Annotated in this window: 22 protein-coding genes; 6 read left to right on the forward strand and 16 right to left on the reverse strand. The window is 32.5% G+C overall.

Annotation, left to right across the window (positions count from 1 at the left end; translation table 11 throughout):
• Positions 1–20 precede the first annotated feature (20 nt).
• From asnS to V1T75_RS14885, 3 genes are all read left to right on the forward strand, one after another.
• Positions 21–1,454: an asparagine--tRNA ligase gene (gene asnS / locus V1T75_RS14875; protein WP_330489290.1), complete on the forward strand. Its 1,434-nt coding sequence runs from the start codon at positions 21–23 to the stop codon at positions 1,452–1,454.
• Between the two features lie 83 nt (positions 1,455–1,537).
• The gene (gene rpoN / locus V1T75_RS14880; RefSeq protein ID WP_330489291.1) at positions 1,538–3,001 is read left to right on the forward strand and encodes an RNA polymerase factor sigma-54; all 1,464 of its coding nucleotides are present in this window, start codon (positions 1,538–1,540) and stop codon (positions 2,999–3,001) included.
• Complete coding sequence (locus V1T75_RS14885) at positions 3,001–3,600, forward strand: hypothetical protein (RefSeq protein ID WP_330489292.1); 600 nt, start codon at positions 3,001–3,003, stop codon at positions 3,598–3,600. Before rpoN ends, V1T75_RS14885 begins: the two co-directional genes overlap by 1 nt.
• On the opposite strand, the gene V1T75_RS14890 is transcribed toward V1T75_RS14885, so the two are convergent.
• The 6 genes from V1T75_RS14890 to V1T75_RS14915 all read right to left on the reverse strand — a co-directional run bounded on the left by V1T75_RS14890 (position 3,595) and on the right by V1T75_RS14915 (position 7,915).
• Positions 3,595–4,263, reverse strand: a complete 669-nt coding sequence (locus V1T75_RS14890; protein WP_330489293.1) for a porin family protein — start codon at positions 4,261–4,263, stop codon at positions 3,595–3,597. The two genes, V1T75_RS14885 and V1T75_RS14890, sit on opposite strands and share 6 nt — an antisense overlap.
• A gap of 86 nt (positions 4,264–4,349) precedes the next feature.
• Positions 4,350–4,820 (reverse strand): ExbD/TolR family protein, encoded by a 471-nt coding sequence (locus V1T75_RS14895; RefSeq protein ID WP_330489294.1) that lies wholly within the window; start codon positions 4,818–4,820, stop codon positions 4,350–4,352.
• A 17-nt stretch (positions 4,821–4,837) separates the two neighbouring features.
• Positions 4,838–5,464, reverse strand: coding sequence for an ExbD/TolR family protein (locus V1T75_RS14900; RefSeq protein ID WP_330489295.1), 627 nt, complete (start codon positions 5,462–5,464; stop codon positions 4,838–4,840).
• A 6-nt stretch (positions 5,465–5,470) separates the two neighbouring features.
• The gene (locus V1T75_RS14905; RefSeq protein WP_099215732.1) at positions 5,471–5,908 is read right to left on the reverse strand and encodes a hypothetical protein; all 438 of its coding nucleotides are present in this window, start codon (positions 5,906–5,908) and stop codon (positions 5,471–5,473) included.
• Between the two features lie 9 nt (positions 5,909–5,917).
• A complete protein-coding gene (locus tag V1T75_RS14910) occupies positions 5,918–6,631 on the reverse strand; it encodes a MotA/TolQ/ExbB proton channel family protein (protein ID WP_121146257.1) in 714 nt (237 codons plus the stop codon).
• Positions 6,632–6,883: 252 nt separating this feature from the next.
• Entirely contained in the window at positions 6,884–7,915 is a 1,032-nt protein-coding gene (locus V1T75_RS14915) for an asparaginase (protein WP_330489296.1), read from the reverse strand.
• A gap of 94 nt (positions 7,916–8,009) precedes the next feature.
• Here V1T75_RS14915 and V1T75_RS14920 point away from each other — a divergent pair, with 94 nt between their 5' ends.
• Positions 8,010–8,708 carry a zinc metallopeptidase gene (locus V1T75_RS14920; protein WP_330489297.1) on the forward strand — a complete coding sequence of 233 codons (699 nt, stop codon included), beginning with the start codon at positions 8,010–8,012 and terminating at the stop codon, positions 8,706–8,708.
• 114 nt (positions 8,709–8,822) lie between these two features.
• Here V1T75_RS14920 and lepA read toward each other — a convergent pair whose 3' ends face one another.
• The 5 genes from lepA to V1T75_RS14945 all read right to left on the reverse strand — a co-directional run bounded on the left by lepA (position 8,823) and on the right by V1T75_RS14945 (position 14,322).
• Positions 8,823–10,619, reverse strand: a complete 1,797-nt coding sequence (gene lepA, locus V1T75_RS14925) for a translation elongation factor 4 (RefSeq protein ID WP_330489298.1) — start codon at positions 10,617–10,619, stop codon at positions 8,823–8,825.
• 176 nt (positions 10,620–10,795) lie between these two features.
• Positions 10,796–10,993: a hypothetical protein gene (locus V1T75_RS14930; protein WP_330489299.1), complete on the reverse strand. Its 198-nt coding sequence runs from the start codon at positions 10,991–10,993 to the stop codon at positions 10,796–10,798.
• A gap of 10 nt (positions 10,994–11,003) precedes the next feature.
• The gene (locus V1T75_RS14935; protein WP_330489300.1) at positions 11,004–12,395 is read right to left on the reverse strand and encodes a radical SAM protein; all 1,392 of its coding nucleotides are present in this window, start codon (positions 12,393–12,395) and stop codon (positions 11,004–11,006) included.
• 92 nt (positions 12,396–12,487) lie between these two features.
• Positions 12,488–13,402, reverse strand: coding sequence for a hypothetical protein (locus V1T75_RS14940; protein WP_330489301.1), 915 nt, complete (start codon positions 13,400–13,402; stop codon positions 12,488–12,490).
• A gap of 182 nt (positions 13,403–13,584) precedes the next feature.
• A complete protein-coding gene (locus V1T75_RS14945; protein WP_330489302.1) occupies positions 13,585–14,322 on the reverse strand; it encodes a prolipoprotein diacylglyceryl transferase in 738 nt (245 codons plus the stop codon).
• Between the two features lie 65 nt (positions 14,323–14,387).
• Here V1T75_RS14945 and dusB point away from each other — a divergent pair, with 65 nt between their 5' ends.
• Positions 14,388–15,389, forward strand: a complete 1,002-nt coding sequence (dusB, locus tag V1T75_RS14950; RefSeq protein WP_330489303.1) for a tRNA dihydrouridine synthase DusB — start codon at positions 14,388–14,390, stop codon at positions 15,387–15,389.
• A gap of 9 nt (positions 15,390–15,398) precedes the next feature.
• Here the strand turns inward: dusB and V1T75_RS14955 are convergent, their stop codons facing one another.
• The 5 genes from V1T75_RS14955 to V1T75_RS14975 all read right to left on the reverse strand — a co-directional run bounded on the left by V1T75_RS14955 (position 15,399) and on the right by V1T75_RS14975 (position 19,794).
• Complete coding sequence (locus V1T75_RS14955; RefSeq protein ID WP_330489304.1) at positions 15,399–16,601, reverse strand: ABC transporter permease; 1,203 nt, start codon at positions 16,599–16,601, stop codon at positions 15,399–15,401.
• Between the two features lie 38 nt (positions 16,602–16,639).
• Positions 16,640–17,035 carry a 30S ribosome-binding factor RbfA gene (rbfA, locus tag V1T75_RS14960; protein ID WP_330489305.1) on the reverse strand — a complete coding sequence of 132 codons (396 nt, stop codon included), beginning with the start codon at positions 17,033–17,035 and terminating at the stop codon, positions 16,640–16,642.
• A gap of 21 nt (positions 17,036–17,056) precedes the next feature.
• Positions 17,057–17,704, reverse strand: a complete 648-nt coding sequence (locus V1T75_RS14965; RefSeq protein WP_099215718.1) for a response regulator transcription factor — start codon at positions 17,702–17,704, stop codon at positions 17,057–17,059.
• Positions 17,705–17,755: 51 nt separating this feature from the next.
• Positions 17,756–18,505 (reverse strand): sensor histidine kinase, encoded by a 750-nt coding sequence (locus V1T75_RS14970; RefSeq protein WP_330489306.1) that lies wholly within the window; start codon positions 18,503–18,505, stop codon positions 17,756–17,758.
• 596 nt (positions 18,506–19,101) lie between these two features.
• Positions 19,102–19,794: a hypothetical protein gene (locus tag V1T75_RS14975; protein WP_330489307.1), complete on the reverse strand. Its 693-nt coding sequence runs from the start codon at positions 19,792–19,794 to the stop codon at positions 19,102–19,104.
• Positions 19,795–20,390: 596 nt separating this feature from the next.
• On the opposite strand from V1T75_RS14975, the gene V1T75_RS14980 reads away from it, so the two are divergent.
• Positions 20,391–21,011 carry a DUF2589 domain-containing protein gene (locus V1T75_RS14980; protein WP_330489308.1) on the forward strand — a complete coding sequence of 207 codons (621 nt, stop codon included), beginning with the start codon at positions 20,391–20,393 and terminating at the stop codon, positions 21,009–21,011.
• Positions 21,012–21,054 lie beyond the last annotated feature (43 nt).

The following is a 21,054-nucleotide window of genomic DNA, read 5'->3' on the forward strand; positions in this document are numbered from 1 at the left end:
TTTATTGAAGATATAAAGACATGAAAAGAAGTAGCGTTAAAGATTTATTACAATCTGACAAATTTTTACAAGAAGTACACGTAAAAGGATGGGTAAGAACTTTTAGAAGCAATCGCTTTATTGCTCTAAATGACGGTTCTACTATTAATAATATTCAGTGTGTTGTAGATTTTGAAAATACCGACGAAACTTTATTAAAAAGAATAAATACTGGAGCTGCGGTAAGCATTCAAGGTACTTTAGTTGAAAGTCAAGGTAAAGGACAAACAGTAGAAGTTCAAGTAACAAGCATAGAAATCTTAGGAGATTCTAATCCTGATGAGTATCCAATTCAGCCTAAAAAACATAGTTTAGAGTTTCTACGTGAAAATGCACATTTACGCGTAAGAACGAATACTTTTAGTGCTGTAATGCGTTTGCGTTCAGCATTATCATTTGCTGTACACCAATATTTTCAGCAAAATGGGTTTTACTATGTAAATACCCCAATTATTACAGGTTCTGATGCTGAAGGTGCTGGTGAAATGTTTAAAGTAACTCAGTTTGAAGCAAACAAAGCTCCTGTAAACGAAGAAGGTGAAATTGATTATTCTAAAGATTTCTTTGGAAAAGAAACCAACTTAACCGTTTCTGGTCAGTTAGAAGGTGAAACCTATGCCATGGCCTTAGGTAAAATTTATACCTTTGGTCCTACTTTTAGAGCTGAAAATTCAAATACAACGCGTCATTTAGCCGAATTTTGGATGATTGAACCTGAGGTAGCTTTTAACGATTTAGATGCGAACATGGATCTTTCTGAAGACTTTATTAAATACGTATTACACTATGTATTAGAGAATTGTAAAGACGATTTAGCTTTCTTAAACAATCGCTTAGCACAAGAGGAAAAAACCAAACCTCAAGCACAACGTAGTGAAATGGGCCTACTAGAAAAATTACGATTTGTTGTAGACAATAACTTCAAACGAGTAAGCTACACAGAAGCTATTGACATTTTAAGAAACTCGAAGCCTAATAAGAAGAAGAAATTTCAGTTTCCTGTTAACGAATGGGGGGTTGATTTACAATCTGAACACGAACGTTATTTAGTAGAAAAGCACTTTAAATGCCCTGTAATTTTATTTGATTATCCAGCAAATATAAAAGCGTTTTACATGCGTTTGAATGAAGACGGTAAAACCGTACGTGCTATGGATGTGTTATTCCCTGGAATTGGAGAAATGGTAGGAGGCTCTGAAAGAGAAGAACGCTTAGAGGTTTTAAAGGAAAAAATGGCTGAACTAAATATCCCTGAAGAAGAGTTATGGTGGTATTTGGATACTCGTAAGTTTGGTACAGCTGTCCATTCTGGCTTTGGTTTAGGTTTTGAACGTTTAGTTTTATTCGCTACTGGAATGAGTAATATTCGCGATGTAATTCCTTTTCCAAGAACACCACAAAACGCTGAGTTTTAAAAAAAACATAAAACTTATAAATATCAATCGTCATTCCTTTACGAATGGCGATTTTTTTTGTCCTATTTCATATCTTTGTATATATGCTAAAACAAAGTTTACATCAAAAATTACTTCAAAAATTATCTCCACAACAAATACAGTTGATGAAGTTAATTCAGTTGCCTACGCAAGCTTTTGAAGAGCGTTTGAAACAAGAAATTGAAGAGAATCCCGCATTAGATACTGGTAAAGACGAGCCTGAAAATTTTGAGGATAGTTTAGCCAATGATGTTGATTATGACGATTCAGGCAATGAAAAAATAGATGCTGAAGACATAAACATTGATGAGTATTTAAGCGATGATGAATACCCTAGTTATAAAACGCAAACCAACAACTATTCATCAGATGATGAAGACAAACAGGTTCCTTATGCAGCCGGTACTAGTTTTCATCAATCTTTAAAAAATCAATTAAATACTTTTAGAATTGATGAAGAAGAACGAGCTATTGCTGAATTTCTAGTAGGTAGTATTGATGATAGCGGTTATATCCGTAGAGATATTATAGATTTGGTTGACGACTTAGCTTTTACCCAAAATGTTTTTACTGATGAGGAAAAGGTACAAGGTGTTTTGGTAAATGTTGTTCAAAAGTTAGACCCTACTGGTGTTGGTGCTTTGAATTTAAAAGAGTGTTTAATTATTCAATTAAAAGCTAAATCTGAAAGTGAAAACAGGGCACTAGCTATAAGAGTTTTGGAAGAGGCTTTTGATCATTTTGTAAAAAAACACTACAAGAAGCTTCTAGAAAAATTCGGTATTTCTGAAGAACAATTAAAAGAGGTTATTAGCGAAATAAGCAAGTTAAATCCAAAACCTGGAAGTTCTTACGCTGGAAATAATAAAATCGCAGAGCAAATAGTTCCTGATTTTTCAATAAGAATTATTGATGGCAACTTAGACTTAACGTTAAATGCTCGTAATGCTCCAGAATTGCATGTTTCGAGAGAATACAACAACATGTTAAAAGGATACCAAGATGCCAAAGAGAAAACTAAATCACAAAAAGATGCGGTACTGTTTATAAAACAAAAATTAGATGCTGCAAAATGGTTTATTGACGCTATAAAACAACGACAACAGACCCTTTTGGTAACTATGAATGCGATTATGCATCGTCAAGAAGAGTATTTTTTAACGGGGGATGAACGTAAGTTAAAACCTATGATTTTAAAAGATATTGCTGATGAAATTGGTATGGATGTATCAACAGTTTCTCGTGTTGCTAGCAGCAAATATGTCTCTACACCTTATGGTACAAAGTTGATTAAGGAATTCTTTTCTGAATCGATGAAAAACGACCAAGGAGAAGATGTATCAACTAGAGAAATTAAAAAAATCCTAGAAACAGTTATTAAAGAGGAAGACAAGCGAAAACCTCTTACCGACGAAAAGTTATCTAAAATTTTAAAAGAAAAAGGGTACCCTATCGCCAGAAGAACAGTCGCTAAATATCGTGAACAATTAGACATTCCTGTCGCAAGATTACGTAAAGAAATTTAATGCATTGGCATAAATTCATATCAACCGTGCTCCACCCTATTGTAATGCCAACTATAGGGATTATTTTGTATTTCTTGTTATCGCCAATCAATTTAAACAAACAACAGCAATACACTATATTGGCAATAGTTTTTGTAGCTACCTACTTTATACCAATGTTATTGTTAGTTTTTTTAAAATCTCTTGGTTATATAAAATCTTTTCGAGTACACAGTATCCGTGAAAGGAAGTTTCCTATTTTTTTTATGATGACTTTATTTTTAATTTTAGGAAAAATGTTTGCCAGCATGAGTATTGTAAAAGATATCTGTTACCTGTTTTACGGAACTGTATTTGGTTTAGGCTTAATATATTTACTATTTCCCTTTAATATCAAAGGAAGCCTTCATTTGCTATCTATGGGAGTCGCTGTTGGCTATTTCTTGTTATTCCAACAAATACAAACTGTTTATGTACTTCCTGTTATTATAACTTTTATTTTATTAGCTGGTCTTCTTGCTAGCTCTAGACTGTATTTAAAAGCCCACAATGTAAGAGAAGTATACTTAGGCTTTTTTATTGGCTTATGTAGCCCTTTTATAGCGTATTATATATTATAATAAATAAAAACTTAGCCCCAGTTTAACTATTTTGCTGTCTATTGATTTTCCATTTAAAGTTACATCCTTAAACATTGGTGACAATCCGTAATATACATGGAAATTAAATGTGCCGTAACCCGCAGATAAAGTTACTCCTGTTTGCCATTTATTGTACTTTTCAACAGCTGAAAAACTAACTTGCCCCGTGGGAGAATCATACCTAAAAGTATTACTCAAATTATAAGAAACTTTCAATCCTGCGTAAAAACGCCAAAAAGAATAGGTATTTGCATCTGAAGAGCGCCATCTAAACTGAATAGGCACTTCTAAATTGTGAAGTTTTATTTTATTTGATGATATAGCAGGGTCTGTTTCGTACTCTTTTACATCTCCTTCTAATACTTTTAATTCATGGCTAAAAGAGTCATAACTATAGCCTAAACCAATGGCAATAGCGGTTCTTCCTTTCCTGTTAAAGGGTATGTCTTTCATATAACCTGCTCCAAGTCCGTAAGAAAAGCTCGTTCTGCCTACTCCTTCTGGCTGGTCTTGTAATAAGTTATAGGTAATATCAATATACAATTGATCTTCCCAATACTTATCTCCTAACTGCAAAGAATCTTTCTGACAAAAAACACTAAATGACAGAAAAAACACTAAAAAACTTACGATATACTTCATAGATAATTATCTAACGATAAAGATACCTTTTTGGTATAAAAAAAGAGCAATCTATTGATTGCTCTTTTTGTTTTATTTAAAAGTAATTACTTCTTAATAACATCTCCCTTGTGAGTAGATAAACTTAATTTAAGAGCGTTAACATCTCTTAACTTCTCACGAATATCGGCTAAGGTACCTACACTCGATTCTCTATCTGCTTTTATAGAAGTTGTCATAAATGGTACTTCTAATTCAGAAACATTATCTCTTTCAAGATAAATAAACGACGGTACTTCTTCAGGAGTAGCTATTTTGTCGTTTAACTGTATTCTGTTATATCCTGTACCATACTTTGGGTCTTTAGCTTTACCAACATAAATTGTACTCACTAAACTTTTACGCTCAAGCTTTTTTACTTCACTTGCACTTGGTAAACGAGGTGAATCAATCTGTAAATCTGTTTCTCTCATGGTAGTAGTTACCATGAAGAAGAATAATAACATGAAAACAATATCTGGTAAAGATGCCGTAGATACTGCTGGCAATCCTTTTTTCTTCTTTTTAAATTTAGACATACTCTATTGTTTTACTATTATTGAACATTTGTTGGGTCTGTATCGGAAATAATTTGAGGGTAACTCGCCTTGATATCTTCAACTTTCTTTCTTAATGACTCATCTTTTCTTGCGCTGTCTTTAAAAGCTTGCTCTAACTCTGTAAAGCTCATACCATATTTTTCTTGGCATAATCTGTTACGCAACTCTGTGTAAGCTCTTAACAATTCATTTTGTACAGCTACATACGTACCATACTCAGTACCTCTATCACTCTCAACAGAGATTACTGCTTTAGTTGGATGATCTGATGATTCAGGATCCTTATCACCTTTACAGTAATTACAAGTAGTTCCTGCTTCCATTCCTGGCATTGGGTTCCCAATACCCCCACCATTATCAATAAATTTCATAGCCGCATCTTTTAAGTCTTTCAACTCCATTACCTGATCTTCAACTAAAAGTTGATTATTTCGGTTGATACTAACTTGAAAAATATTTTTTTCTTTAATAATTGGTGGCTTTACATCAGTCTTTTCAGCTAACTTTTTAGGGATACCTGAATCAACATCCATTGTAGTTGTTACAAGGAAAAAGATAAGTAGCAAGAAGGCAATATCTGCCATCGAACCTGCATTAATTTCTGGGTTTTCTCTTCTTGCCATACTAACTTACGATTTAACGATTCCTTTTAATAAATCCCAAACAAAGAATGCACCAGCAATTCCTCCTAGGATAATGCTGTATGTAATTCCTGTTCCTACCCATTTAGATGTACTTCCTTGAGCTGCTAATTCTCCTCCATCTGCTCCAATTACTTGTGCATCTGAAGACAAGAAATAAGATACAGCAAAAAGAACTGCTAATGCTAAAACACCTAATAATACCTTTTTTAATGCTGCAGGGTTTTTAAACATCCCCCACATTGAGGCTGCAACTGCTGTTACTACCACTCCAATCAATAACCAGTAAGAATAAGTTACTAAAGGAGATACGGCACTTGATACTGCCTCTACATCTTCTTTATCTATTCTAGCTACATTTAAGAACAATGCAGCACCGATAAGTGAAATTGCAGCTACTAGTAATGTTAATATTTTACTATTCATATTGATTGATTATTTTTTATACTTAGCTAATAAATCGATTAAAGAGATAGATGCGTCTTCCATGTTGTTAACGATACTATCAATCTTCGAAATAATGTAGTTATAGAAAATTTGTAAAATAATCGCTACGATAAGACCAAATACTGTTGTTAATAATGCAATTTTAATACCACCTGCTACTACGGCTGGAGAAATATCGTTTGCTACAGCAATTCTATCAAATGCATCAATCATACCAATTACAGTTCCCATGAATCCTAACATTGGTGCTAAAGCGATAAATAAAGATAACCAAGAAACGTTTTTCTCTAATAATCCCATTTGTACTCCACCGTATCCTACTACAGCTTTTTCAGCAGCATCTAATCCTTCATCAGCTCTTTCTAAACCTTGATAAAAAATAGAGGCAACAGGACCTTTTGTATTTCTACAAACTTCTTTAGCAGCTTCTACACCACCTGAACTTAATGCTTCGTCAACGCTAGCTACTAATTTTTTAGTATTAGTTGTAGCCATGTTTAAATAAATAATTCTTTCAATTGCAATAGCTAAACCTAAAATTAAGGCTACCAATACAATTCCCATAAACTTAGGGTCTCCTTCAATAAAACGTTGCTTTAACTCTTGGTGAAAAGTTTTCTCAGCTTCTTGAGCATAAGTTGATTGAATAGCTCCTAAAAACATAAATCCTGTAATAGTTAGGATATTTACTACTTTTTTCATTTTGTTATAATTAATTTTAAATAGTTAACGGGTTAAAAATACAAATTTTACTATGAATATCTTATTTTTTTACAAATAAGTAATTCTTTACTTGTACTTATTACGCTTTTAATTTTACAGAGTGGCAAGTAACAAAAAAATGTTGGTACATTAAAAAAAATCTATAGGATTTCTATTAACCACACCTTTTTTAACTCTTTTCTATAGTATTTCAAGCAGTTACAAACACAAAATTAACGATTTATTTACAAACTAAGCCATTTCTCCTCTAAGCGGTGTTTGAAAATAATGCGTAAATTCTTCTTTTGAAAGCTTTTCTCCCAACAAATACATCATTTTAGCAATGGCTGTTTCGGTTGTAATATCCTTACCGTCAACGATGCCAATACGTTTTAATTCTGAACTTGTTTCATAATGCCCTAAGATTACACTTCCTCCTTTGCATTGCGTTACATTAACAATGTAAATTCCTTTATTTACCGATTCCTCTAACAAATCAACAAACCATTTTTCGGTTGGTGCATTTCCTGATCCGTAGGTTTCTAAAATAATCCCTTTTAAATCTGGAATGTTCATAAAACTTCTCACTACAGATTCTGTTATTCCAGGAAACAACTTTAAAATAGCTACATGATTATCAAGGTTCTTCCTTACTACTAATTCTTTTTGATCTTCCTGAGATTTGAGTAGTAACGGATAATTAAAGTTTAAATGGACACCGCTTTCTGCTAAAGGTGGATAATTCATAGAAGCAAACGCTTCGAATTGTTCGGCATTTATTTTTGTAGTTCTATTTGCTCTGTATAGCTTATATTCAAAATACAATCCTACTTCTTGAATTACTGGCTTTCCTTTTTCGTACGCTGATGCAACTTGTATAGAAGTAATTAAATTTTCTTTGGCATCTGTTCGTAAATCTCCAATAGGCAATTGTGACCCTGTAAAAATTACAGGTTTTTGTAAGTTTTCAAACATAAAACTTATTGCTGATGATGTATATGACATGGTATCTGATCCTGTTAACACTACAAACCCGTCAAACTTGTCATAATTATCGGAGATAATTTCTGCTATTTGTATATAATAATCCACACTCATATTTGAGGAATCGATAGGTTCTTCAAACGATACCGTATTGATTTCACAATTAAGTTGCTGTAATTCTGGAATTTTGCTAGATATTTGACTAAAATCAAACGCTTTTAATGCTCCTGTATTATAGTCTTTAACCATACCAATAGTTCCTCCTGTGTAAACTATTAAAATTTTAGGTTGATTTGCCATTTTGACATTTTTTTATACCGTTAATAATTTGGAATAATTTATGTTGTAAATTTAACCAACAAAAATGATACAAAATTTTAAAACTATATAGCTTATGATAGGATTTTATATTCTAATTGGTATTATATCTCTTTTCAGTTGGTTAGTGAGTAATACCTTACAACGCAAGTTTAAAAAGTACTCTCAAGTTCATTTGCGAAATGGAATGAGTGGTGCTGAAATTGCTCAAAAAATGCTAGCTGACCATGGAATTTCTGATGTCCAAGTAATTTCTACACCTGGTAGATTAACAGATCATTACAATCCACAAAACAAAACTGTAAATTTAAGTGAAGCTGTATACAACCAACGAAATGCTGCCGCGGCTGCTGTTGCTGCACATGAGGTTGGACATGCTGTACAACATGCCAGAGCTTATCAATACTTACAAATGCGTTCTAAACTAGTACCTATGGTAAGTATTACCTCACGTTTTTCTCAATGGATGGTAATTGGGGGAATTGCTTTCGGAGCTGCTTCTGGTAGTACGGGTATTGGTTTTTATATTGCACTCGCTGGTTTGGCTTTTATGGCTTTAGGTACTATTTTTAGTTTTATTACCTTACCTGTTGAATATGATGCAAGTAATAGAGCCTTGGCTTGGTTAGAAAACAAAAACATGGTTACCCGTGAAGAGCTAGCAGGCTCTAAAGATGCTTTAAAATGGGCTGCAAGGACTTATTTAGTAGCTGCTTTAGGATCTTTAGCAATGCTATTATATTGGGCTTTGCAAGTCTTAGGGAATAGGGATTAAATTCAATGTACCAATTTGGAAATTTGATAATGCAATAATTAAAATCCCCGTTTTGATAAAATCAAAACGGGGATTTTTTTATGTTCTTGTTTCTTTATTCTAGTTTCTAAAAAACTAGTCATTCAACTTCAATACCGCCATAAACGCTTGCTGTGGAATTTCTACATTTCCTACTTGACGCATACGTTTTTTACCTTTTTTCTGCTTTTCTAAAAGCTTACGTTTACGAGAAATATCTCCTCCATAACATTTTGCAGTTACATCTTTACGTAAAGCTTTTACTGTTTCACGAGCAATGATTTTTGCTCCAATTGCTGCTTGAATAGGAATATCAAATTGTTGTCTTGGAATCAGTTCTTTTAACTTCTCACAGATACGTTTCCCTATTGAATACGCATTGCTATCGTGTAATAGAGCTGAAAGCGCATCAACGATTTGTCCATTCAGTAACATATCTACACGAACTAACTTTGATTTTTGCATTCCTATTGGGTGGTAATCGAACGACGCATATCCTTTAGATACTGTTTTTAATCGATCATAGAAATCAAAAACGATTTCTGCCAATGGCATATCAAAAATCAACTCCACTCTCTCTGGAGTTAAATAGGTTTGATTTACAATCTGTCCTCTTTTTTCAATACAAAGTGACATTACTTGTCCTACGAAATCAGCCTTTGTAATGATTGAAGCTTTGATGAATGGTTCTTCTACTCTATCTAATTTTGAAGGATCTGGTAAATCTGATGGGTTATTTACGATAATAACTTCATCTGGGTTTTTCTTCGTAAATGCATGGTAACTTACGTTAGGAACCGTAGTAATTACCGTCATATTAAATTCACGTTCTAGACGCTCTTGAATAATTTCCATGTGCAACATTCCTAAGAATCCACATCGGAAACCAAACCCAAGTGCTGCTGAGCTTTCTGGTTGAAATACCAAGGAAGCATCGTTTAACTGTAGTTTTTCCATCGAAGCACGAAGCTCTTCATAATCTTCAGTATCTACAGGATAAATTCCTGCGAATACCATGGGCTTTACATCTTCAAATCCTTCAATTCTATCAGTCGTTGGATTGGCAAAATCGGTAATAGTATCTCCTACTTTTACTTCTTTTGCAGCTTTAATCCCTGTAATTAAATACCCTACATCACCTGTTTTAATCTCGTTTTTTACAACTTGGCTTAGTTTTAAAGTTCCTACCTCATCTGCTCCATACTGTCTACCAGTAGCCATAAACTTTATTTGTTGATTCTTTTTGATGGAACCATCAATTACTCTAAAGTAAGTTTCAATTCCTCTATATGAATTGTATACTGAATCGAAAATCAAGGCTTTTAAAGGGGCTTCAGGATTTCCACTAGGCGCAGGAATTTTTTCAATAATCGCTTTTAAAATATTATCTACTCCGAATCCTGTTTTTCCACTTGCGTGAATTACATCTTCGGGCTCACATCCTAATAAATCAACAATATCATCTGTTACCTCTTCAGGGTTAGCTGAAGGTAAATCTACTTTATTTAATACTGGAACAATTTCCAAGTCGTTTTCTAACGCTAGGTATAAGTTAGAAATCGTTTGTGCTTGTATACTTTGTGCCGCATCTACAATTAATAATGCTCCTTCACAAGCTGCTATTGATCGAGAAACTTCGTAAGAAAAATCTACGTGACCTGGCGTATCAATTAGGTTTAATATATAATTTTCCCCCTCATACACATAATCCATTTGAATAGCATGTGACTTAATGGTAATTCCACGTTCACGTTCTAAATCCATGTTATCAAGTAACTGATTTTGTTTTTCACGCTCAGTAACTGACCCCGTATAGTCTAACAATCTATCTGCAAGGGTGCTTTTACCGTGGTCTATATGTGCAATAATGCAAAAATTTCTAATGTTCTTCATCAATCTAAAGTTTCTCAAGCCATTGCCAGACATGTAACATAAACTTTTGTCAACTCAATATCTAGCATGGATTCATTCGTCGTAATTCTAACTACTTGTAATTTGCAAAGATACTTTATTTGCAGGCTACTACAAACAAAATAAATAGCGAAAATTAAACATCATTTTTAACTTATTTAACTAAGTACACCACCGCATATGCCTAGTCCAATTATCAGATACAAAACAGCTAGTATATAAAAAATTTTTGAGGCTGTTTTACTTTTTTTTCTGATAGCTGCGCCAACAACAGCAAATAATATAGGTGGTCCAAACATAATTAAACCTATAATTACAAATAAGCCTGAAAGGTCACCTACTTCTAAAAATACCATATCTTTTTTCTTATATTTCTTTTCTTAACGCTTCTAAATACTCTTTTTTATCATCCCTGTAAAATAGATTCATTGTCTCAAAAGGAATAATTTTATTGTCTTTATCAACTATATGTACACATGATTTCTTTACCGCTCGTACATCAAAATTATAAGCATCAATAAATTGCATGATTATAACTCTAAATAAATTATCGTACCCTAACTCTGGTGCGTCAATATTAGGCAAACAACACATGATTGATTTCAAATTTTCTTCAGCCACCTCAACAGAATTCCCTGTACTAAATAAATCTATCATTTTTCCGTGTAAGGCTTCATCTTGCTCGTAAATAATGGTGTTTTTACTATTATCTAACAAATCATTGGGGTTGATATATCTAGTTAACGGAAATACTTCTCCTCCCAATTTAAGAGCATACCCCATTACCAAGGCATCAGGATTACACGGTACTGGAATTAAATCGTCAGTATTGAAAACATCAGTTTGTTCCATTATTTTTCTTCTAACTTCAGTAAGTGTCATTCTATCCGTTTCAGGATTAAAGCTTTCTAGCCTTCCCGCTATTTGTGTTGGTTGAAACGTAACCCCTCTCACACACTTTTGTTGCAAAGCATAATCGATAATTTTCCCTATTTCGTGATCATTTAATCCTTTTTGAAGCGTAACTACCAAAGTTGTTGATAAATTTAACTTATTCAAGTTATCAAGTGCTTGCTTTCGAATACTGTTCAAGTCTGCTCCTCTTAACTCTCTTAGCACACTATCTTCAAAGGAATCAAACTGTAAGTAAACTTCAAAATCTGGCGTATAGGTTTTCAATCGTTCTGCAAAAGCAAGATCTTTCGCTATTTTAATTCCGTTAGTATTCAACATTAAATGCCGGATAGGAAGTGATTTTGCATAGTCTAAAATTTCCCAAAATTCAGGATGTATCGTTGGCTCTCCTCCACTAATTTGGACTACATCAGGTTCTTTTTCGTTTTTCACCACAGCATCTAACATTGTTTTTACTTCTTCTAGTGTTCGATGGCGTCCGTAAGTAGGTGATGAACCAGCATAACAGGTAGGACAAGTTAAATTACATCTATCAGTAACCTCAACAACGGTTAAGCACGAATGTTGTTCATGATCTGGACATAAACCGCAATCGTAAGGACATCCATAAGCTGTTTTTGTGTTAAACGTATAAGGCATCTCACTGGGTTTGTTGTAGTTTCTGATATTTTTATAATACTCAATATCATCAGCTATCAACACTTTTGAGTTCCCATGCTCTCTACAACGTTTAAGCATATACACCTTATCATCTTCAAAAACAATTTTGGCATCTACTCTTTTTAAACATTCAGGGCATAAGCTCAATGTAAAATCATAGTAGTTATATTTTCTTTCTGGCATTTTTTTAAAATTATAAGTTTATAAAGTTAAAGGTATTGCTAAAAAGCTATGAAACTCTTTGTAAGTGTACTTTTGTTGTAAAACTAACATCATTAATTTCTTGGTTTAAAATCTTTTTTAGCTATATAAATTCCTTCAGATTTTTCCCATTTGGTATCAATAATTTTCTCAAAATAATTGCGAAGAAATTTTAAGTTTTGTCCTTTTACTTTAGTCGTAACATTTAATAGTTTTTTAAGTTTTTTCTTTTTTCGAGCGAAATAAAAACTATAGTAGACCATTGCTAGTTTACTATTTAAAATTGACACTGCATTATCAAAATTAAAATACTCACTTTTAGGATTGTTGAAATAATATTCAAAATAATCTTGAGAGTAAGTTAAATGAATATCATTCTTTTTATTACCTGAATAAATCAAAAGAGCTAAGTCACTCATCCCTAAACCCATTTCTAGGTTGACAAGATCAAATTGGTCTTCAGCTTTACAATAAGTAAAATTCTCAATTTCATTTTTATACTCAACAAGCATTAATTGGTATAACTCTTTTACCGGATTACTAGCTCTTTCAATCATAGAAGACAACGTATCTTTTATAAGACTAAAACCATCATATTCTTCCCAAGTATGATAAATTGACTCATCAACAGAAGAGAAATTAGCGAAAAAGTCTCCTCCACACCCATCAATCCCTATATAATTTAATGGAGATATTAATGTGACAGCTTCACATGGAGCCAAACCAGAAAATAAATCATCTGACATCTCTAACATTGAAGGTCTTGCTGCGTCAAAATATTGAGTTCTATCACTTTTATATTTCACTTCTTCAAAACCATGAAGAGGGAAAATAAACAATGACTTAAACAAATTTATACTAGGATTACACCCTTGGGCTCTTTTATACTTTTCATAAAAAAGTGGCACTTCTGTACCATAAAATTTTATAAGAAAATCTTTACTCTCTTTGAAATTTTCTATTATAAACTGCTCAGTTTCTGATTTCATAAATTTTTTATTGCTTTAAATTCCTAAAGGAAGTTACCAAGAGTACATCTTCCTTAAATAGTAAATTAACCCAAAATTAGGCTTGGGAATATACAAAAACCTTCCCATATCAAGTATGGAAACATTTTCTTACATAGATAAAAACAACTATTAAAGTGAGACCAAACGAAAAGGGAAATAACTTAAACTGTGAGAAGTTTACAACTTTTACCTATGTAATATACATAACAAACTATACATAGTATTTGAATAGTACTTAACCCTAGTACAAAAAAGGTATTGGGTTTTAAAAACTCTATACAAAAGCGAAAACCAAAGTATGCCAACATAAAAACCTTAAAAAGTTCTCCTGATTGTAAAACGTATTCCTTTTGTAGGTATTTTAAACTTATGAATAGCATTATTAAAAACACCAACTCATATAGTGCAACTGGATGTCTTAACACTCCATCCCCTAAATCCATACCTAAAAAGAATTTAGTTTCTACTCCGTAGGTAAACTCATTTATTCCTGAAAGAAAACACCCTATTCTCCCTATAAAAATCCCAGCAATTATAGGAAACACAAACAAATCACCTGATGATTTTGTTTCTCCTATTATTTTTTTTGCTAATTCTACCCCTATTAAACCGCCAAACAAACCTCCCATAATAGTTTTTACATTCAATAATTGAATGACGTTTTTTACTGAAAAAGTTACTAAGGGATTTTCTAACACTCCTACTAGTCGAGAACCAATAAAAGCTCCTATAGCAGCTCCTAAAATAATTGACAATCTGTTATTGGAAGAAATATAATCTTTCCTTTTCTTACGTAAGAAAACATAATAACGAAAGGCTAAAAAGAATGCTAAATATTCTAGAACAAGATGAATATTAACTGTATAACCGAATAAAGTAGGCTCAAAAGGAAGTTCCAATAAAAAAGTTTATGAGTTAAAAAGTGAAATATACATAATTACTCAAAAAAAAGTAACTTTGCAGCATGGTAAAAATAGGTAACATAGAACTTCCTGATTTCCCGCTATTGTTAGCACCAATGGAAGATGTGAGTGATCCACCGTTTAGAGCTTTATGTAAAGAAAACGGTGCAGATGTAGTGTATACTGAATTTATTTCTTCAGAAGGATTAATTCGCGATGCAGCTAAAAGCGTAATGAAACTAGATATTTACGAAAAAGAACGTCCTGTTGGGATTCAAATTTTTGGTGCTAATCTAGACTCTATGTTACGTTCGGTTGAGATTGTTGAAAAAACGAATCCAGATATTATCGATATCAATTTTGGTTGTCCAGTAAAAAAAGTAGTTTCTAAAGGAGCTGGGGCTGGAATTTTAAAAGATATTGACTTAATGGTTTCTCTTACTGAGGCCATGGTAAAACATACCAACTTACCTATTACTGTAAAAACTCGTTTGGGTTGGGACCATGATTCTATTCGAATTATTGAAGTTGCCGAACGCTTACAAGATGTAGGTTGTAAAGCTATCTCTATTCACGGTCGTACACGTGCTCAGATGTACAAGGGCAATGCTGACTGGGGACCTATTGCTGAAGTAAAAAACAATCCAAGAATGCATATTCCTGTGTTTGGAAATGGCGATGTTGATTCTCCTGAAAAAGCCATGGAAATGCGTGATAAATACGGATTGGATGGCTGTATGATTGGTCGTGCTTCTATTGGATATCCTTGGTTTTTTAATGAGGTAAAACATTATTTTAAAACCGGCGAACATTTATCTAAACCAACTATTTCTGAACGTGTTGAGATGGCTCGTCGTCATTTAGAAATGGCTATTGACTGGAAAGGGGAACATTTAGGTGTTGTAGAAACGAGAAGACACTATACAAACTATTTTAAGGGAATTCCACATTTTAAAGAGCACAGAATGAAAATGGTTACTTCTGATGACCCTAAAGATGTTTTTGCTGCATTTGACGAGGTGCAAGCTAAGTTTGGAAATGCAACAATTCCTGAAATAGGGTAGGCTAACGTTTTATCTCTCAATAAAACTTTTTGAAATTCTAGAACTTGCAATTTTTGCTGCTAAATATCCTAAAGCCGAAATTGTAACAACTACTACTAGTAAGTTTAACCATCTAAACTCTACTGGGTACGCCAGATTTTGTGTAATCATTAGCAGTTCAAAACGTTGCTGTATGACTACTAGGATACCACCTAAAACAATTCCTATTCCCATTCCTACGAGTGTTAATAAGAAGCCTTGTAATACAAATATCTTTTTTATATCCTCTATGCTACTTCCTAAGTTAAAGAGAGTTTTTAAATTTTGACGTTTATCAATAATCATCATAATAATTGACCCTATCACATTAAACAAAGCAATAGCTACAATTAACGTAAAGATTAAATACGAAATAAAATTTTCTGTATTAATTACCTTATAATACAACGTATTTAACTGCGCACGTGTTTGTACTTTTAATTCATCTCCTAAAATACTTTGTAAGTTTTTTTGAAATGTATCTAAGTTTATATTGCTTTTTAAGCGAAGTTCAACACCTGTAATTTGGTTTTCATCGTACCCTAACAGTTCTTGCGCAAGTGAGGTTTCAGTAAACACATATTTGTTCTGAAATTCTTCCGAACCTGTATACACACCTACTATTTGCGTTGACACAGATCGAAAAGCATTATTAGCATTGATAAATCCTTTTCCTGGTTTAGGTACTAAAATTTGAAGTGCTTCTCCAAAATTAAAAATTCCTAATGATAATTTATACGATATTCCGTACCCTACTACTGCTGTATTCTTATATGCTTCATCAATCCAAGTTCCTACTGTTAGCAGAGAATCTATCGGAATAATTTTTGAATAATTAGAGTCTACTCCTTTAATTTGAGCTATGTGTTCTTTGTTTTTGTATTTTAAAAACACACGCTCTTCCACTACTTTTGAAGCCACTTCTATCTCTTTATTTTGCTGTAAAATACTATCTATTTTTTGAGAGTACAGAAAAGTCTTTCCTTTAGATGCAGTAATTTTTATATCTGGATCAGAAGCATTAAGCAATGAATCACTAAACGTTTTTAATCCTGAAAAACCAGATAATACAACAAACAAAGCCAAGGTACCAACTACAACACCAAAAACAGCAATTGCTGTGATTATATTAATTGCATTGGTACTTGTTTTTGAAAACAAGTATCTCTTAGCTATGTATAAAGGAAAGTTCAAGCATTCATGAATTTAGCTAGCCAAAGTAACAAAAATTATTAACGTTTTTGACGACGAGGTAAAACATCTGGATTTTTTATAGGGTCTATATCTTCTCCTTTTAAAGACTTGTCAATATCTTCAATATAATCCAAACTATCATCTCCAAAGAACAGCAATTCTGGCATTCTTCGTAATTGATTTTTTGTTCGCTGAGCTAATTCATGGCGAATTAAAGGAGTATTAGATTTTACGCCTTCAATAATTTTATCTCTTTTTTCAGAAGGAAAAACACTTAAGTATACTTTTGCAACACCCAAATCGGCAGTAACCGAAACTTTAGAAACCGATATAATCACTCCCTTCATTCCATCTTGAGCAGCACGTTGTAAAACGTCTACTAAATCTTGTTGCAACACTCCTGCTATTTTTCGCTGTCTATTTGTTTCTTCCATGTTGCAAATTTAAGCATAAAATTACGGAGTGTAAATTTTATTTTTTATGGCATACATAACTAAGCCCACTCTGTTTCTTACATTTAATTTGGTAAACAGGCTGTCTCGATAACCATCAATAGTTTTTGGGCTTAAAAACATTTTTTCTGCTATTTCTTTATAGGTCAATTCAGAGCATGCTAATTTCATAAAAGTTATTTCATTGTCCTTAAACGCTAAATTGTTTCTTGAATTTTTTCCTGAAACGGAATCTAACAATAATGTGGTTACGTTTTTGGTGTGGTAAAACCCGTTATCCATCATTTCTAATAATGCTTTCTCTAAGATTTCTTTTTTGGTATCTTTTAGCAAGTACCCTACAGCGCCGGCTTTTAACATTTTTAAAATGGTTCCATCAGCATCCTCTACAGACAATGCCATCACATGAACTTGTGGATAGTTATTTACTATCCATTCTGTAGTCTCAATACCATTCATCACAGGCATATTGACATCTACTAAAACTAAATCAGGTATGTTTTTAGGTGATGCTAAGAACTTTTCTTCAACCTCTTTACCGTTTTTACAAGTGTAAAGCACCTTAAATTTATCAAAAGTGTTTACCATACCTTCTATAGCTTGTGATAATAACGTATGATCATCTACAACAACAACTGAGTATTTCATAATTTCTTGAGTTATATTGGTTATTTAGTTGTTGGGGAAATACACTAAGGTTCTTTAAATATAGTAATTTATTATTAAACTTGTTCCTTTTTGGGGTTCCGACATAAACTTTGTCTCTGCATTAATAAGCTTAGCTCTAGCTTTTATATTCTGTAAACCTAGGCCTTTCAACCTCACTCTTTCCATGTCAAAACCCACCCCATTATCTTGAGCTTTTACCTCTATTGAATTGTCTCTGTAGGTTAAAAAAACTTCTAATTTAGAGCCTTTAGAATGCTTTATTGTATTAGAAAAAAACTCTTGAAGGATTCTAAAAATAACTATTCCATGTTTTTGATTAATCTCCTGTTCTTCTCCTGCAATTGTTAACCTAGCATCAATATAATTTAGTCTATTAAATCGCTCTACTTCTAAATTTAATGCGTCCTTTAATTTTATATTATTAATAAAATCGGGGTTAATTATTTTTGACAAGGCTCTTACCTCCGTTAAGCTTTTTGCTATAATTTCAGATATTTCTCCCATGTTTTCAGGAGAAGCATGTTGCAACTGTATTTTAGCTAAAGTTAGGAGTTGTCCTATATTATCGTGCAACTCCCAACTAATATTTCTTAACGTTTCTTCTCTTATTTCTATTTGAGTCTCAGCTATTTCTCGTTCGTAACGTTTTTTATTTTTATCCCTTTCTTGCAACAGTTTATTCTTACGGCGTTGAAACACCGTAAATAATGTCACTAAAAAAACAATAATGATAACAATTACTATTGTAGTGACTATTAATATTCTACCTTCTTGTTGCTCCATAATAACCCAAAGGATATAATAACATTCATTAAAACAATTAACGAATGTAGAATTGGTAATAAATCTCTATTTTTCATGTAGGTCCAAAAACTAAAAAACGGAATCGCCGGTAAATGAAAAACTAAAAAACCTACCGAAACCCAAAAAGGTAATAATCTTTTATAGTTTATTATTTCATCAGATAGCAGCAATTCTCTTAAGTATAAAAAAACTAAGACACCTACATTAAACGATCCAATAATTACTAGGTAATAAAATATATTTTTAAAATAAAAAACAAATATCCATGTAACTACAAAAACAGCCATCAATAACTCTGGTATTTTCAACCATTTCTTATCTCTAATCAGATTTTTATACAGAAAATAAATAACAATATATTGAAAAAAAGTATATCCATAATAAAGAAAAAAGCTTGACTCCCTTGCTTTTATATAATAACTCCCAATTATTTCTGTTAAAAACGTCACTATTAACAAAAGCGTTAATAACCTCATAAAATAGGTTTTCCTTTTTAATAATAAAAAGAAGCTTAACGTAGCTACAGCCAACTGTGAGCATAAAGGAATATCAAACTGAGTCATAAAATAATAAAACTAGTACGGAGGAGAAAGTTGTCCATAGTTTCCTGCTCCACTTAACAACTCATTATATAGAGGTGAAGCAAACATAAATCCAGCTTTATTTTCTCTCACTGTTTTGATTCTATAATTGTAATCGTCTCTCTTCCCTTTTTCAAACTCTTCTCTCGTATTATATATCCATTTATATCCATGCTTTGCCAGCATTTCTTTAAACGTTACTAATTTTCCTTGTTTTGCAGATTGCACAGGGTCAAAAGCTATTTGTTCTCCATTAATTGTAGTCGTAGGAATGTAAATTAAACTACTATAATTTTTCCCTGTATCCTTATGATTTTCTTTGGCTGTAGAGATAAAACTAATTCCCGTAATTTTAATTTTTGCTTTTTTACTCAAATTTTCTACGTGTCCTAAATACTTTTTAAACTGTACAAAATCGAATGTATTAGCACGTGTATCCTCATACCCTAAGGCTTCTTCTAGCGGAGCTATTCTTGTTCTATCATAACTTGATAGCATTTGAATAACTTCCTTGTAGTTTAGCATTTCCTTTGTTCTTCCTTCATCAGAGTAACAAAAAGTGCCTTCTGGCACTTGAGATTGCCAATCGTCACAATCACATTTATTGCCATTGATCTTATCGCATGAAATAGCAAAACTCATTACAAGAATTAACAATACTAATTTAAGTTGGTTAGTGTTTTTCATAATAAAATTGATTTTTTGATTTTCTAAATATAAAGGCTTATTTCTTAATAAAAAAAACAGAATCGTACAGAAACCCCTTAAAACCTAAGTTATCAATTGGTTACTCAAGATTCTACAACCCACAAACAGGAAAAACCCCTTGCCTCTACAAATGTTTTAACTCTTGTTTTTTCATGGCATATACTCTTGTTTTTTTCTTGTAAAAAAAGTTAACCATCCTTTCTACACTAATTTCACTACAGAAAAAGAGTTTTTACTTGGAATATTTAAAAAAATGTTCTTAAAATTTTACTCGTAATTTTCGAAAACACATAAACAACCTGTAATACAATATTATAGAGAAGTGATTTTTATTAAATTTTTCATAGCATTTCAAATCTAATAATAATAACTACATAAAACCAAAACTTTTATTTCCTAAAATACGCAGGAGAAAAACCACCTTTAAAACCTAGGGCTATCACAACACTTTTACAGTTCTACTCCTCGAAACTCTACTCTAAAATTCTTTCAATTTTGTCTTCAGTTATTTCGAAATACTAGGCGAACACCGAAAAGCCTCATAATAAACAGAGTAGGTAGACAAAATAAAAAATATGCCAAATTTAGTTCCAGAATTAAACAGTTTAGACTTCAACGTATATGTTGGAGGCCCTTTACAAGCTGCCATACAAGCACAAACAGCAGCTTCTATGGCCACTGTAAATTTTATTAAAGAAGTAGGATTTGAAAAAGACAATGACCCTGCTACTCCAGATGAATTACGTTATGTAGATTTTAACTATAAAAAGTCAGTTCCCAATCCACATCTTGGAAAAACACCTCAGCAATTGACTGATGAAGGATTACCATCAAGTACAGATGTAAGTAGTAATTTTATTGAAAGTGAAATTGAAATTAAAGTACCATTTTTAACGATGCTTACCATTCCATCAATTCGTATTGATGAAATTAACATTGATTTTAATGCTCGTTTGAGTTCTACTGAAACAAGAAATGTGTCTTCTGAGTTTGCTGCTAGTGCAGAATTAGGAATCAATTACAAAATTGTAAACTTTAAAGCTTCTGCTTCGTACAAAAGAAACACCTCTCAAGGTGTGAAAGTAGATAAGACATACAACCTTGGGGTAAAAGTTCGTGCCGTAAACGATGAATTACCAGAAGGATTGAGTAGAATCTTAAACATGTTAGAAGACAGTATTGCTGCTGTAGCTTAACATTTATAACGAGGTTGTACCGTACCAAACCGTACAACCTCAT

The organism is Tenacibaculum sp. FZY0031 (genome assembly GCF_036350695.1).
GTDB lineage: Bacteria > Bacteroidota > Bacteroidia > Flavobacteriales > Flavobacteriaceae > Polaribacter.

Excerpts from the sequence above, each read along its gene's own strand:
- dusB (WP_330489303.1), top strand. The coding sequence starts at position 14,388 with ATGGTAAAAATAGGTAACATAGAACTTCCTGATTTCCCGCTATTGTTA.
- asnS (WP_330489290.1), top strand. The coding sequence starts at position 21 with ATGAAAAGAAGTAGCGTTAAAGATTTATTACAATCTGACAAATTTTTA.
- V1T75_RS14935 (WP_330489300.1), bottom strand. The coding sequence starts at position 12,395 with ATGCCAGAAAGAAAATATAACTACTATGATTTTACATTGAGCTTATGC.
- V1T75_RS14905 (WP_099215732.1), bottom strand. The coding sequence starts at position 5,908 with ATGAATAGTAAAATATTAACATTACTAGTAGCTGCAATTTCACTTATC.
- V1T75_RS14980 (WP_330489308.1), top strand. The coding sequence starts at position 20,391 with ATGCCAAATTTAGTTCCAGAATTAAACAGTTTAGACTTCAACGTATAT.
- V1T75_RS14885 (WP_330489292.1), top strand. The coding sequence starts at position 3,001 with ATGCATTGGCATAAATTCATATCAACCGTGCTCCACCCTATTGTAATG.
- V1T75_RS14930 (WP_330489299.1), bottom strand. The coding sequence starts at position 10,993 with ATGGTATTTTTAGAAGTAGGTGACCTTTCAGGCTTATTTGTAATTATA.
- lepA (WP_330489298.1), bottom strand. The coding sequence starts at position 10,619 with ATGAAGAACATTAGAAATTTTTGCATTATTGCACATATAGACCACGGT.
- V1T75_RS14900 (WP_330489295.1), bottom strand. The coding sequence starts at position 5,464 with ATGGCAAGAAGAGAAAACCCAGAAATTAATGCAGGTTCGATGGCAGAT.
- V1T75_RS14975 (WP_330489307.1), bottom strand. The coding sequence starts at position 19,794 with ATGAAAAACACTAACCAACTTAAATTAGTATTGTTAATTCTTGTAATG.
- rpoN (WP_330489291.1), top strand. The coding sequence starts at position 1,538 with ATGCTAAAACAAAGTTTACATCAAAAATTACTTCAAAAATTATCTCCA.
- V1T75_RS14895 (WP_330489294.1), bottom strand. The coding sequence starts at position 4,820 with ATGTCTAAATTTAAAAAGAAGAAAAAAGGATTGCCAGCAGTATCTACG.
- V1T75_RS14915 (WP_330489296.1), bottom strand. The coding sequence starts at position 7,915 with ATGGCAAATCAACCTAAAATTTTAATAGTTTACACAGGAGGAACTATT.
- V1T75_RS14910 (WP_121146257.1), bottom strand. The coding sequence starts at position 6,631 with ATGAAAAAAGTAGTAAATATCCTAACTATTACAGGATTTATGTTTTTA.
- rbfA (WP_330489305.1), bottom strand. The coding sequence starts at position 17,035 with ATGGAAGAAACAAATAGACAGCGAAAAATAGCAGGAGTGTTGCAACAA.
- V1T75_RS14970 (WP_330489306.1), bottom strand. The coding sequence starts at position 18,505 with ATGGAGCAACAAGAAGGTAGAATATTAATAGTCACTACAATAGTAATT.
- V1T75_RS14920 (WP_330489297.1), top strand. The coding sequence starts at position 8,010 with ATGATAGGATTTTATATTCTAATTGGTATTATATCTCTTTTCAGTTGG.
- V1T75_RS14890 (WP_330489293.1), bottom strand. The coding sequence starts at position 4,263 with ATGAAGTATATCGTAAGTTTTTTAGTGTTTTTTCTGTCATTTAGTGTT.
- V1T75_RS14940 (WP_330489301.1), bottom strand. The coding sequence starts at position 13,402 with ATGAAATCAGAAACTGAGCAGTTTATAATAGAAAATTTCAAAGAGAGT.